Genomic DNA, 12,467 nt, shown 5'->3' on the forward strand with positions numbered 1-12,467 from the left:
ATCTGATTGGAGTTTGATGACCATGAGTGTGGAAACTCAAAAGGAAACCCTGGGCTTCCAGACCGAGGTAAAGCAGCTGCTGCACCTCATGATCCATTCGCTGTATTCGAATAAGGAAATTTTCCTTCGCGAATTGATCTCGAACGCCTCTGACGCTGTCGACAAGCTGCGCTTCGAAGCCCTGGCCAAGCCTGAGTTGCTCGAAGGTGGCGCTGAGCTGAAAATCCGTGTGAGTTTCGACAAGGACGCCAAGACCGTTACCCTCGAAGACAACGGTATCGGTATGAACCGTGACGATGTGATCACCCACCTGGGGACCATCGCTAAATCCGGCACCGCCGATTTCATGAAAAACCTGTCCGGTGATCAGAAGAAAGATTCGCACCTGATCGGCCAGTTCGGTGTGGGCTTCTACTCGGCCTTCATTGTCGCCGACAAGGTTGACGTTTACAGCCGTCGCGCTGGCACCGACGCCAGCGAAGGCGTGCACTGGTCGTCCAAAGGCGAAGGCGAGTTCGAAGTCGCTACGATCGACAAGCCAGAGCGCGGCACCCGCATCGTCCTGCACCTGAAGTCCGGTGAAGACGAATTTGCTGATGGCTGGCGTCTGCGCAACATCATCAAGAAGTACTCCGACCACATCGCTTTGCCGATCGAACTGCCGAAAGAAGTCACTCCGGCCGAAGGCGAAGAGGCTCCAGCCGTTGAATGGGAAACCGTCAACCGCGCCAGCGCCCTGTGGACCCGTCCGCGCACTGAAGTCAAAGACGAGGAATATCAGGAGTTCTACAAACACATTGCTCACGACTTTGAAAATCCGCTGTCGTGGAGCCACAACAAGGTTGAAGGCAAGCTCGAGTACAGCTCGCTGCTGTACGTGCCGGCTCGCGCGCCGTTCGACCTGTACCAGCGTGAAGCGCCGAAAGGCCTGAAGCTGTACGTGCAACGCGTGTTTGTAATGGATCAGGCCGAGTCGTTCCTGCCGCTGTACCTGCGCTTCATCAAAGGTGTGGTCGACTCCAACGACCTGTCGCTGAACGTGTCGCGTGAAATCCTGCAGAAAGACCCGATCATCGATTCGATGAAGACCGCGCTGACCAAGCGCGTGCTCGACATGCTGGAAAAACTGGCGAAGAACGAGCCTGAGCAATACAAGGGCTTCTGGAAAAACTTCGGTCAGGTCATGAAAGAAGGCCCGGCAGAAGATTTCGCCAACAAAGAGAAAATCGCCGGTCTGCTGCGTTTCGCATCGACTCAAGGTGACGACGGCGAGCAGAGCGTCGGTCTGGCCGACTACCTGGCCCGCGCCAAGGAAGGTCAGGACAAGATCTACTACCTCACCGGCGAAACCTATGCGCAGGTCAAGAACAGCCCGCACCTGGAAGTCTTCCGCAAGAAAGGCATCGAAGTGCTGCTGCTGACCGATCGCATCGACGAGTGGCTGATGAGCTACCTCAGCGAATTTGACGGCAAGACCTTCGTCGACGTGGCGCGTGGTGATCTTGATCTCGGCAATCTGGACTCTGAAGAGGACAAGAAAGCCGCAGAAGAAGTCGCCAAGTCCAAGGAAGGCCTGGTCGAGCGTCTGAAAACCGCGCTGGGCGATTCCGTGGCTGAAGTCCGCGTGTCCCATCGTCTGACCGATTCGCCGGCCATTCTGGCCATCGGCGATCAGGACCTGGGCTTGCAAATGCGCCAGATCCTCGAAGCCAGCGGGCAGAAAGTCCCGGATTCGAAGCCGATCTTCGAATTCAACCCAAGCCACCCGCTGATCGAGAAACTCGATGGCGAGCAGAGCGAGGAGCGTTTTGGCGACCTGTCGCACATCCTCTTCGATCAGGCCGCGCTCGCGGCGGGCGACAGCTTGAAGGATCCGGCCGCTTACGTGCGCCGTCTGAACAAGCTGCTGGTTGAACTGTCGGTTTGATCACGTTGTAGGAAAAACCCGCTTCGGCGGGTTTTTTCGTTCTGGTGTTTACGCAATCAGGAGTCAGAAATGAGCCAAGTCACTGTACGTTCCGTGGTCTATCAGATTGACGGCCAGGCCTATGAAGGTCGCCTGGCATTCGACGCCGAGCACAAGGCTGCGCGTCCGGGGTTGCTGATGGCGCCGAACTGGATGGGCGTCAGCGCCGGTGCTGAAGACATCGCCAAAGCGGTGGCCGCCAAGGGCTATGTGGTGTTGATCGCGGATGTCTACGGCCAGACCGTGCGTCCGCAGAATGCTGATCAGGCGCTGGCAGCGATGATGCCGCTCAAGGACGACCGTGCGCTGTTGCGCAAGCGTCTGCAAGTGGCCTTCGAGCAATTGCAAAGCCAGGGCGAAGCGGCGGTTGATACGTCGAAACTGGCGGTGTTCGGTTTCTGCTTCGGTGGTTGCTGTGCGCTGGACCTGGCCCGCACCGGCGCGCCGGTAAAAGCGGCGGTGTCGTTCCACGGCACGCTGGATTCGCCGAACCCGGCGGATGCGCAGAACATCAAGGGCTCGGTGCTGGTGCTGCACGGCGCGTCCGATCCGTTGGTACCGAAGGAGCAATTGCCGGCGTTCGAAGATGAAATGAACGCGGCGAAGGTCGACTGGCAACTGCTCAGCTACGGCGGCGCGGTGCACTCGTTTACCGATCCGCACGCTAACGTGCCGGGCAAGATGATGTACGACGAAAAGACCGCCAAGCGCGCGTTCAAGTCGATGCATGATTTGCTGGATGAGGTGTTCAAGGGCTGATTTTTTCAGCGTCTGAACTGGTCTCTTCGCGAGCAAGCCCGCTCCCACAGGAGATGTGTGGTGTTAATGGGATTCTGAAAACACCCTCCATCACTGTGGGAGCGGGCTTGCTCGCGAAGGCTGACTTACAGGCGACACAGAATTTAAGGTAGTTCGATCCGCTCGACTTCCCCCGGCACCGTCGGCCAATCCCCGGCTGCCCATTTGCGTCGGGCCTCATCAATCGCGGCCGGATCACTGGCAACAAAATTCCAGTTGATTCGCCTCGGGCCATCCAGCGGCGCGCCGCCGAACACCACGGCGTGCACATCGCTTTCAGCAAACAGGCTCATTTCTTCGCCTGCGGGCAGCACGACCAGTGCATGCGGCTCGATCGCCTCGCCATTCAACTGCGCATCACCGCTCAACACATACACCGCGCGTTCTTCGTGTTCGGCCGGAATCAGCAGCGTCGTCGCAGTCTGCATCTTCAGTTCGGCATACAGCGTAGGAGAAAGCACCGGAACCGGTGATTGCAGGCAAAAGCCTGACCCGGCAATCATGCGAATCTGCACACCGAGGTGATCGCTGACCGGCAGCGTCACTGCCGGGTGATGGCTGTAATGGCCCGGGCCCTGCTCGTGTTTCTTGGGGGAGGCCAGCCACACCTGCAGGCCGTGCAGGGTGAAGGTCTCGGCGAGCAGTGGCGCAGGCGTACGCTCGACGTGGGCGATGGCGCTGCCGGCGGTCATCCAGCTGACATCGCCGGCGCTGACAACCTGGTCGGAGCCCAGACTGTCCTTGTGCTGCAATTGCCCTTCGAACAGATAGGTAAGCGTCGACAGACCGATGTGCGGATGCTGGCGGATGTCCATGCCTTTGCCCGTCGGATAAATCGTTTCCAGCATGTGGTCGAAAAACACGAAAGGCCCGACGTTGCGGCATTTGGCTGACGGCAGCGGTCGCAGGATCGGCTGGCCTTCAACGTCTTCGGCGCGCGGGCGGATGATCAGGAGTGGCGTGTCCATGGTGCATTCCAGGCTGAGCGGGAGATGCCAGAAGCATAACCCGCCGCTGGCATCGGGAGGGCTATTGGCTGTCGAAGCCTTGTGGGGCGTGGGTTTCAATGCTGACTTCGCTGGTGGTCATCAGCTTGTGAATCGGGCAGCGATCAGCGACTCGCAACAGTTCCTCGCGCTGGGCGTCAGTGAGTACCCCTTTGAGCGTCAGGGTCACATGCAGGGCGTATTTGCCTTTGTGCTCTTCGCTGTTGTCGCGCTTCACTTCGACGCCCACGCCGGTCAGCGGGATGTCTTTTTTCTTTGCGTACATCTTCAGCGTCAGCGCTTTGCAGGCGCCGAGGGCGGCGTCGAAGTAGTCGTGTGGCTCTGGCGCGGTGCCTTCACCACCGGCGGTTTTCGGTACGTCGGCAAAGAATTCGTGGTCATCGATCTGGACGGTATGACGAAAACCTTCGGCAGAGACGGTATTGACGGTAACAGTCATGGAAACCTCACGGGCGGCAGGAAAAAGCGTGCGATCAAAACAGACCTTGCAGTTATAGAGCATTCCCGACAGTGGGCGTTCCGCTTTTCGGCAGGGATGAACCCTTATCGTTCGGGCGCGGTCTAGGCTATGCCCATCTGCCGGAGATTACTTGTGTCCTTGTCTCGTTTGAGTCTTGCCTGCCTGCTGCTATTCGCCGGCAATGTAGGCGCCCGCGAATACACCTACAGCGATGCGCACCTGCACTACGTGGATTTCTTTCAGGAAAGCGCCGGTATGCAGAAATTGCTTACGGCCATGAAGGAAAATGCCATCGAACACGTGATGATTTCCGGCATTCCCGTGGCGAAGAAATGGCATGAAGACGAACCCAAGCGCCCGCGCTATTACGCCGGCGATGACGCCGATGCCTATTGGTACAGCGCCACGGATGTGATCATTGCCGACGCGGTGCAAAAACTCGCGCCAGAGCAGCGTCCGTACTTTCATCCATTCCTGTCCGGCTTCAATCCCAACGACAAGAATTCCGCTGCGCACATTCAGCGCATGCTCGACCTGTATCCAGGGTTGTGGCAAGGCATCGGCGAGGTGTTTACCCGGCACGACGATCTGACCGCGCTGACCTCCGGCGACACACCTAGAGCCAACAACGAGGCAATGACCAAAATCTATCACCTCGCCGCTGAAAACGATCTGCCGGTGATGCTGCACTCCAACATCACTTCAAAGCGTGAGAAAAATCCGCTGTATCTGCAGGAAGTCGAAGAGCCGCTGCGCAATCATCCGCACACGCGGTTCATCTGGGCGCACGCCGGCACCAGCGCCGAGATTCATCGGCATCAGACGCAATTGCCTTTCTTGTTACCCACTCTGACGCGCATGCTTGAAGCCTATCCGAATCTGTTTATTGATCTGTCGTGGAGCATGCTCACGCCGTACCTGCTGGACGAGCAGGGCAAGCCGCGCGCGCAATGGCTGGCGCTGGTGGAGAAATATCCCGAGCGCTTCATGCTTGGCTCTGACGTAGTAGGACGATTCAACAAACTCGGTCAGGAAATGCACAGTTACAAGCCGTTCCTCGATGCGCTACCGGAAGGGGTAGCGCGCAAAGTCGCGCGGGATAATTTCCTGGCGACATTGCCGCGCGAAACAGGCAAACCCGCTGAGCAGCGCTGAGCCGTCAGCCCAAGGGTTCGAACTCGCCGCTCGTCTGCCTATCGCCTTTTCGTCTTACGTAATTTCCAGACAATGCCGATACCTTCTAAAGCAACCCGCTGCAGGCTGACGCAGCGCTTTTGGAAGGAGCCAGAGTGATGAATATCCGTAGTCTCAATATTGCCCCGCGCGCCGGTCTCGGTTTCGGCCTGCTGGCCTTGATGGTGTTTGCCCTTGGGGCGTTCGCCTTGCTGCAAATGTCGAACATGCGTGCGCAGTCCGATGAAGTCGACAACAACTGGCTGCCGAGTGTAATGGCGGTCGGGGAGATGAGTCAGGACATGCTGCGTCTGCGCGCGTTGACCATGCGCCTGTTGCTCAACCGCGATGCCAAGGCTCTGGAGCAGAACGTCACCAAGCTCAACGAGCTGCGCAGCGGCTTGACTGAAGCGCAGCAGCGCTATGACGTTCTGATCGCGTTGCCCGAGGAGCGCGCGCTGTTCGATCGCTTCAAGGTTGCCGAGCACAAATATCTGGAGCTGCAGGCGCAAGTCCTACAGCTGTCGGCGCAGAATCGGGTCGCTGAGGCTTCGGCGATCCTCAATGATCAGATGAGCCCGCTGGCCGATGAGATTGCCGTGACTCTGCGCGATCTGGTCGAGATGAATAAACACAATGCCAATCTGGCCACCGAGGCTGCACGGGCGGTCTTCAGCCAGTCGCGGGTGTGGGTCGGGGTGATGATCGCCATGGCCGCGCTGATTACCGTTGGGCTGGCAGTGCTGCTGACGCGCAGCATTGTCGTGCCATTATCGCAATCGCTCAGCGTGGCCGAGGTCGTCGCCAGCGGCGATTTGACTGGCGACATTCACATCGCTGGCGCAGACGAGCCGGCGCGCCTGCTGCAGGCGCTGAAAAGCATGCAGCACAATCTGCGCGATACCATCCGCCGCATTTCCGAGTCGTCGACCCAGTTGGCCTCGGCCGCCGAAGAACTCAGCAGCGTCACCGAAGATGCCACTCGCGGCTTGCATCAGCAGAGCCAGGAAATCGAACAGGCCGCCACTGCGGTCAACCAGATGACGGCGGCGGTGGAAGAAGTGGCGAACAACGCCGTAGCGACCTCCGAAGCCTCCCGTGAGTCCGACCGCATCGCCCGCCAAGGGCGCGAGCAAGTTCAGCAGACGGTGACGTCGATCGAGTTTCTCGCCGGCGATGTCACCAATAATGCCGCGCAGGTCGAGGCGCTGGCGCAAAAGGTTCATGGCATCAGCAAAGTGCTGGACGTGATTCGCTCGATCGCCGAACAGACCAATCTGCTCGCCCTCAACGCCGCCATCGAAGCCGCGCGCGCCGGTGATGCCGGGCGTGGTTTTGCAGTGGTTGCCGATGAAGTGCGGGCGCTGGCTCATCGCACCCAGCAGTCGACTCAGGAAATCGAGCAGATGATCGGCGGGATTCAGCAGGGCACCGATTCGGCAGTCAACTCGATGCAGCAAAGCAACGCACGGGCACGTTCGACCCTGGAGCTGGCCAAGGGCGCAGGTTCGGCGCTAGAGGAAATCGCTTCGGCGTTTACCTTGATCAACGAGCGCAATCTGGTCATCGCCAGTGCCTCGGAAGAGCAGGCAGCGGTGGCGCGCGAGGTGGATCGCAATCTGATGAACATCCGCGATCTGGCCATGCAGACATCTGCGGGGGCTAATCAGACCAGTGCGGCGAGTCAGGATTTGTCGCGCCTGGCGGTGGATCTGAATGGAATGGTGGCGCGGTTTTCTGTCTGAGTGAACAGGCGGCGCGACCCTGTAGGAGCTGCGGCACGCTGCGATCTTTTGATGTTGATTCAAGATCAAGGTCAAAAGATCGCAGCCTCGTTTCACTCGTCAGCTCCTACAGGGCAAATAAAAAGCCCCGCATTCGCGGGGCTCTTTAGGTCCAGCAGCAGGATCAGCTGCCTTTGACAGCCTTGCCGTTGACCGTGCCGTCCTGGAGCATGATGTTGTACTCCTTGCCGTCAGTCTCGACCTGTTGCAGACGCACCAGCAGGTAATCCCAATCCTTGGCGAACCAGAGCACGGTGATGCGCTTGCTTTGTGTCGGGTCGCGCACGCGTTCGACCTTGATCGCGTCGATCTGGCCGGCCTTGGTGTCGACCTTTTCCGACCCCAGCACACGGAAGTCGTAGGTATCGACTTCGCCGTCGTCGACGACCTGATAGCTCATGCTTTTCTTGCCGGCGGCGACGTCGTGCTGCAGCGCCAGTTGATAGGTCGATTTGTCGACCATGCCGCGATTCAGCGGGATCTTCACCGCATCGCCACGGTCAGTACCGGTCACCAGTTTGTTGGCCCAGTCGAAGTCCAGATCAGCCTTTTTCGCTTTGCCCAGACCGCCGCGTTCGAAGTGGTAGGACTGTGGCAGCAGGGTGTCCTTGTCCAGCTTCAGGGTGCTTTCTTCGGTCAGGCTGGCGATCATCATCGACGCCTTGAAGCTGAGTTTCCAGACACCGTTGGCTTCCTTGGTCAGGCTGCGTTCGGCGGTGCCGCTCATGGGCAGCTGCTTCCAGTCGGCGGTGTAGCTGGCGGAGAACGGTTGAAGGTCCGCTGCCTGCGCGAAGGGCAGGGCGAGCAGAGCGCAAGCGAAGAGCAGGGCGCGACGCATAATATCTCCTAGTGTCGAATCAAGTGGCCGCTGGCGGCGAGCAGCTGGCCGTCGAGTAAAGCACCCTGTTCACCGAGTGTCAGCCTGCCTTCGGCAAACCAGCGTACCGCCATCGGATAAATCAGGTGTTCCTGAACGTGGACTCGTTGCGCCAGACTCTGCGGCGTGTCGTGCAACTCTACCGGTAATACTGCTTGTACGACCAGTGGTCCGCCATCGAGTTCCTCGGTGACGAAGTGCACGGAGCAGCCATGTTCCGTGTCGCCGGCCTCCAACGCACGCTGATGAGTGTGTAACCCTTTGTATTTGGGCAGCAGTGACGGATGGATGTTGAGCAGGCGACCCTGATAGTGGCGAACGAAATCAGCACTGAGAATGCGCATGAAGCCGGCCAGTACCACGAGCTTGGGGTTGAATTGGTCGATCAGTTCGATCAGCGCGGCATCGAAGGCCTCGCGGCCCTCGAATGCCTGGTGATCCAGCGAGCGGGTAGCAATGCCCGCATCGCGGGCGCGTTGCAGGCCGTAGGCGTCGGCGCGGTTGGAAATCACCGCAGCGATGCGGACCGGGCTGTCGCCGGTCCGCGTGCTGTCGATCAGAGCCTGCAAGTTACTGCCGGTGCCGGACAACAGCACCACGACATCACAGGGCTTTGGCATCAGTGGGCCTTGAGGTTCTTCAGCTCGACCTGCGCAGCGCCTTCGGCGGCTACGGCGATCTGACCGATGACCCAAGGCTGCTCGCCAGCGTCACGCAGGGTGTTCAGGGCGATTTCGACGTGCTCCTGAGCCACACAGATGACCATGCCCACGCCGCAGTTGAGCACGCGGTGCATTTCGGTTTCGTCAACGTTGCCTTTCTCTTGCAGCCAGTCGAACACGGCCGGGCGAGTCCAGCTGGCCACGTCAACTACAGCCTGTGCGCCTTTTGGCAGTACGCGCGGGATGTTGTCGAGCAGGCCGCCACCGGTGATGTGCGCCATGGCCTTGACCGCGCCAGTGTCCTTGATCAGCTTGAGCAGTGGCTTGACGTAGATGCGGGTCGGGGCCATCAGCAGGTCGGCCAGCGGCTTGCCGTCGAGCTGAGTGTTTTCGATGTCGGCACCGGAGACTTCGATGATCTTGCGGATCAGCGAGTAGCCATTGGAGTGCGGGCCCGACGATGGCAGGGCGATCAGCGCGTCGCCGGTGGCGACTTTCGAGCCGTCGATGATCTCCGACTTTTCCACGACGCCGACGCAGAAGCCGGCCAGGTCGTAGTCTTCGCCTTCGTACATGCCTGGCATTTCAGCGGTTTCGCCGCCGACCAGCGAGCAACCCGACAGTTCGCAGCCAGCGCCGATGCCGGTAACAACCTGGGCGGCGGTGTCAACGTTCAGTTTGCCGGTGGCGTAGTAGTCGAGGAAGAACAGCGGCTCGGCGCCGCACACCACCAGATCGTTGACGCACATGGCGACCAGGTCGATGCCGATGCTGTCGTGCTTGTTCAGGTTCAGCGCCAGACGCAGCTTGGTGCCGACGCCGTCGGTGCCGGAGACCAGCACGGGCTGCTTGTAGCCGGCCGGGATTTCGCAGAGGGCGCCGAAACCGCCCAGGCCGCCCATGACTTCCGGGCGCGCAGTGCGCTTGGCGACGCTCTTGATGCGTTCGACCAATGCTTCACCGGCGTCGATGTCTACACCGGCGTCCTTGTAGCTCAGGGAGGGTTGCTTGCTCATGATCCAGGCCTTTAGGGGAGGGGATTCAGGGGGTAACGACCGAGTTCAGCGGGAACGTCGAACTCGATGGGCGATCGCCTCACGCGAGTTTCGAGGGGCCCGGCTGTTGCCGGTCTGCGAAGGCGCGCGATTTTATCAGGCTTGAGGGGCAGCGGCCATCCTCGCACCGACGGGCAGGGCCATATCGATGGAAATTTTTTGCAATCGCAGGGTATGACTGCCTGTATAAGGTGTGGCGATTAACCGTCTATCGTTAGGACTGTGCAAAAACTTACCGCCACTGCGTGAATGTTTTGCCAGAGGTGAGGGTCACAGCCTTGCTCAAACGGTTCACGCGGCGTGTTCCAGCCGCTCCTGTCGACGGGAATTTTCCATGCGTTTTTGTAAATTGTTATTTGTAGGCTGCCTGACACTGGTCAGCCTGGCGAGTCATGCCGAAAACCTCAAAGGCCTCTATCAGGTGCGTCAACCGGTCAGCGGCCAGGCGCCGCAAGAGCGTGATCGCGCCACGCAGGCGGCGCTCGACACCTTGGTGCTGCGCCTGACCGGCGATCCGAAAGCCGCGCAGAACCCGGGGCTGGCGCCGATTCGCAAGGATCCGCAGCAGATCATCAGCCAGTTCGGTTTTGACGCGGGGCCACCGGAAGTGCTGAAAGTCGATTTTGATCCGGCGACCACCGAGCAGGCCTTGCGCCGGGCCGGACTGCCGATGTGGGGCGCCAGCCGACCGTCGATCCTCGGCTGGTGGCTGAACGACTCGACCGAAGGCGCGAGTCTGGTCGGCGACGGCCAGGCCGCAGGCGCAACATTGCGCACGGCGGCGCAGCATCGCGGTTTGCCGCTGCGTTTGCCCCTGGCGGATCTCAGCGAGCAACTGGTGGCCACCGCGCCGGCGCTGGAGAGCGCTGACCCCGCGCCCCTGCGCAGTGCTTCGGATCGCTACAACGCGGACGCCCTGCTGGCGGTGCATGCCCGCGAAGAGGGCGGGCAGTGGCAGGCGAAGTGGCGCTTGTGGCTCGGTGATCAGAAAGAGGCCGGCAGTGTGCAGGGCGCCGATCAGGCCGCCGTTGCCGATGCAGTGATGCTGGCGGTGGCCGAGCGTCTGGCGCCGCGATTTGTCGCCAAGCCCGGCGTGTCGGGTCAGCAGACCCTGGAAGTGCAGGGCATGAATCTGGAACATTACGCGGCGCTGCTGCGGTTACTCGAACCGTTCGGCGTGCGTCTGCAAAGCGTGCAGGGCGATCGCATCGTCTATCGGGTCAATGGCAGTGCCGATCAGTTGCGTGCGCAATTGTCGCTGGCGAAGTTGCAGGAACTGCCGGCCGAAGCGCCGGCTCCAGTGGCGCCTGCGCAGCCAACAGTGGAGGGTGCGCCGGCGGTTGCTGCGCCTACCCCTGCAGCAGCGGCGCCGTCGTTGCGGTTTCGCTGGTAAGTCTTTCTTTATATAGAAGCATCAGGAGTGGTAAATGGCCGATACGCGGCGTTGGTTCTGGCTCGGTGGGGTGGTCCTGCTTTGCGCATTTGTATGGTTGCTGCACCCGATCCTCACGCCGTTTCTGGTCGCGTTGTTGCTGGCTTATCTGTTCGATCCGCTGGTCGATCGTCTGGAACGGCTCGGTCTGTCGCGAACCTGGGGTGTGATCGCCGTGTTTGCCTTGTTCACGTTGATCGTCACCGCTCTGATGCTGGTGCTGGTACCGATGCTCGCCAAGCAGTTGCTGCGCCTGTACGAGCTGGCGCCGCAAATGCTCGACTGGTTGCAGCACACCGCAGTGCCGTGGGCGCAAGCGAAGCTGGGGCTGTCGGACGGTTTCTGGAAGTTCGACAAGGTCAAGGCTGCGATCAGCGAGCACATGGGCCAGACCACCGACATCGTCGGCGTGGTGCTGAGCCAGGCAACGGCATCGAGTCTGGCGCTGATCGGCTGGCTGGCGAACCTGGTGTTGATTCCGGTGGTGAGCTTTTATCTGCTGCGTGACTGGGATGTGATGATGGGCAAGATCCGCAGCCTGCTGCCGCGCGATCGCGAAGAGCGCGTGGTGTCGCTGGCGGGTGAGTGCCACGAAGTACTCGGCGCATTCGTCCGTGGCCAGTTGCTGGTGATGGTTGCGCTGGGCGTCATCTACGCCGCCGGTCTGATGCTCGTCGGCCTGGAGCTGGGGTTGTTGATCGGCCTGATTGCCGGTCTCGCGGCCATCGTCCCGTACATGGGTTTTGTCATCGGAATTGGCGCGGCGCTGATCGCCGGCTTGTTCCAGTTCGGTGGCGATCTGTATCCGATGGTCGGGATTGTCGCGGTATTCATGGTCGGACAGGCGCTGGAAGGCATGGTGCTGACGCCGTTGCTGGTTGGGGACCGTATCGGCCTGCACCCGGTGGCGGTGATTTTCGCGATTCTGGCTGGCGGTGAACTGTTCGGATTTACCGGCGTGCTGCTGGCGTTGCCAGTGGCGGCGGTGATCATGGTGTTGGTGCGCCATGTGCATGATCTGTACAAGGATTCCGGGATCTACAGCGGCGTCGACGAACCCGAGCTGTGATGGTGCGGGCGGCCCGGCGCTTGGCCAGGCAGGCCCGTATCGTGCTAACGAGGGCGCCAGAGAAACTGTCACAAAAGTAGTGCGTTAACGCAAACCTTTGATTTTGCTTGGAGTCTGTCGCATTGTGCGCTCAGCCTCGCGGGTATAAACTTCGCCAACTTTACACAGAGGCCACTAACGGTTC

Annotated in this window: 11 protein-coding genes and 1 pseudogene; 7 read left to right on the top strand and 5 right to left on the bottom strand. The window is 60.2% G+C overall.

What is annotated here, in order from left to right; genetic code table 11:
* Window positions 1-22: 22 nt before the first annotated feature.
* Together htpG and CXF97_RS12200 are read left to right on the top strand one after the other, a co-directional pair.
* Window positions 23-1,927: a molecular chaperone HtpG gene (gene htpG / locus CXF97_RS12195; RefSeq protein WP_101158748.1), complete on the top strand. Its 1,905-nt coding sequence runs from the start codon at window positions 23-25 to the stop codon at window positions 1,925-1,927.
* Between the two features lie 69 nt (window positions 1,928-1,996).
* A complete protein-coding gene (locus CXF97_RS12200) occupies window positions 1,997-2,725 on the top strand; it encodes a dienelactone hydrolase family protein (RefSeq protein ID WP_101158694.1) in 729 nt (242 codons plus the stop codon).
* A gap of 143 nt (window positions 2,726-2,868) precedes the next feature.
* Here CXF97_RS12200 and CXF97_RS12205 read toward each other — a convergent pair whose 3' ends face one another.
* Both CXF97_RS12205 and CXF97_RS12210 read right to left on the bottom strand, forming a co-directional pair.
* Window positions 2,869-3,732: a pirin family protein gene (locus CXF97_RS12205; protein ID WP_101158695.1), complete on the bottom strand. Its 864-nt coding sequence runs from the start codon at window positions 3,730-3,732 to the stop codon at window positions 2,869-2,871.
* Between the two features lie 61 nt (window positions 3,733-3,793).
* Window positions 3,794-4,210, bottom strand: a complete 417-nt coding sequence (locus CXF97_RS12210) for an OsmC family protein (protein ID WP_101158696.1) — start codon at window positions 4,208-4,210, stop codon at window positions 3,794-3,796.
* Between the two features lie 129 nt (window positions 4,211-4,339).
* Between CXF97_RS12210 and CXF97_RS12215 the strand changes: the two genes are divergently transcribed.
* From CXF97_RS12215 to CXF97_RS28775, 3 genes and pseudogenes are all read left to right on the top strand, one after another.
* Window positions 4,340-5,386: an amidohydrolase family protein gene (locus CXF97_RS12215; RefSeq protein ID WP_101158697.1), complete on the top strand. Its 1,047-nt coding sequence runs from the start codon at window positions 4,340-4,342 to the stop codon at window positions 5,384-5,386.
* A 137-nt stretch (window positions 5,387-5,523) separates the two neighbouring features.
* Window positions 5,524-6,294 (top strand): annotated as a pseudogene (locus tag CXF97_RS28770) (MCP four helix bundle domain-containing protein); the annotation flags it as partial.
* Window positions 6,286-7,149 carry a methyl-accepting chemotaxis protein gene (locus CXF97_RS28775; RefSeq protein ID WP_371918380.1) on the top strand — a complete coding sequence of 288 codons (864 nt, stop codon included), beginning with the start codon at window positions 6,286-6,288 and terminating at the stop codon, window positions 7,147-7,149. The pseudogene CXF97_RS28770 and the gene CXF97_RS28775, both read left to right, overlap by 9 nt.
* 163 nt (window positions 7,150-7,312) lie before the next feature.
* Here the strand turns inward: CXF97_RS28775 and CXF97_RS12225 are convergent, their stop codons facing one another.
* From CXF97_RS12225 to purM, 3 genes are read right to left on the bottom strand one after another with little or no spacing between them, the layout of a single operon-like run.
* Complete coding sequence (locus CXF97_RS12225) at window positions 7,313-8,026, bottom strand: DUF3108 domain-containing protein (protein WP_101158699.1); 714 nt, start codon at window positions 8,024-8,026, stop codon at window positions 7,313-7,315.
* Window positions 8,027-8,034: 8 nt separating this feature from the next.
* A complete protein-coding gene (gene purN, locus CXF97_RS12230; RefSeq protein WP_101158700.1) occupies window positions 8,035-8,685 on the bottom strand; it encodes a phosphoribosylglycinamide formyltransferase in 651 nt (216 codons plus the stop codon).
* The gene (gene purM, locus CXF97_RS12235) at window positions 8,685-9,743 is read right to left on the bottom strand and encodes a phosphoribosylformylglycinamidine cyclo-ligase (protein ID WP_101158701.1); all 1,059 of its coding nucleotides are present in this window, start codon (window positions 9,741-9,743) and stop codon (window positions 8,685-8,687) included. Before purM ends, purN begins: the two co-directional genes overlap by 1 nt.
* A gap of 373 nt (window positions 9,744-10,116) precedes the next feature.
* Between purM and CXF97_RS12240 the strand changes: the two genes are divergently transcribed.
* Entirely contained in the window at window positions 10,117-11,175 is a 1,059-nt protein-coding gene (locus tag CXF97_RS12240; RefSeq protein WP_101158702.1) for a DUF2066 domain-containing protein, read from the top strand.
* Between the two features lie 34 nt (window positions 11,176-11,209).
* A complete protein-coding gene (locus CXF97_RS12245) occupies window positions 11,210-12,283 on the top strand; it encodes an AI-2E family transporter (protein WP_101158703.1) in 1,074 nt (357 codons plus the stop codon).
* Window positions 12,284-12,467: the final 184 nt, after the last annotated feature.

The sequence above is a fragment of the Pseudomonas sp. Choline-02u-1 genome, from assembly GCF_002836515.1.
Classification (GTDB): Bacteria; Pseudomonadota; Gammaproteobacteria; order Pseudomonadales; family Pseudomonadaceae; genus Aquipseudomonas.

What these genes read in the sequence shown, in the direction of transcription:
- htpG (WP_101158748.1), top strand. Translation starts at nt 23, where the DNA reads ATGAGTGTGGAAACTCAAAAGGAAACCCTGGGCTTCCAGACCGAGGTA.
- CXF97_RS12200 (WP_101158694.1), top strand. Translation starts at nt 1,997, where the DNA reads ATGAGCCAAGTCACTGTACGTTCCGTGGTCTATCAGATTGACGGCCAG.
- CXF97_RS12205 (WP_101158695.1), bottom strand. Translation starts at nt 3,732, where the DNA reads ATGGACACGCCACTCCTGATCATCCGCCCGCGCGCCGAAGACGTTGAA.
- CXF97_RS12210 (WP_101158696.1), bottom strand. Translation starts at nt 4,210, where the DNA reads ATGACTGTTACCGTCAATACCGTCTCTGCCGAAGGTTTTCGTCATACC.
- CXF97_RS12215 (WP_101158697.1), top strand. Translation starts at nt 4,340, where the DNA reads ATGCCCATCTGCCGGAGATTACTTGTGTCCTTGTCTCGTTTGAGTCTT.
- CXF97_RS28775 (WP_371918380.1), top strand. Translation starts at nt 6,286, where the DNA reads ATGCAGCACAATCTGCGCGATACCATCCGCCGCATTTCCGAGTCGTCG.
- CXF97_RS12225 (WP_101158699.1), bottom strand. Translation starts at nt 8,026, where the DNA reads ATGCGTCGCGCCCTGCTCTTCGCTTGCGCTCTGCTCGCCCTGCCCTTC.
- purN (WP_101158700.1), bottom strand. Translation starts at nt 8,685, where the DNA reads ATGCCAAAGCCCTGTGATGTCGTGGTGCTGTTGTCCGGCACCGGCAGT.
- purM (WP_101158701.1), bottom strand. Translation starts at nt 9,743, where the DNA reads ATGAGCAAGCAACCCTCCCTGAGCTACAAGGACGCCGGTGTAGACATC.
- CXF97_RS12240 (WP_101158702.1), top strand. Translation starts at nt 10,117, where the DNA reads ATGCGTTTTTGTAAATTGTTATTTGTAGGCTGCCTGACACTGGTCAGC.
- CXF97_RS12245 (WP_101158703.1), top strand. Translation starts at nt 11,210, where the DNA reads ATGGCCGATACGCGGCGTTGGTTCTGGCTCGGTGGGGTGGTCCTGCTT.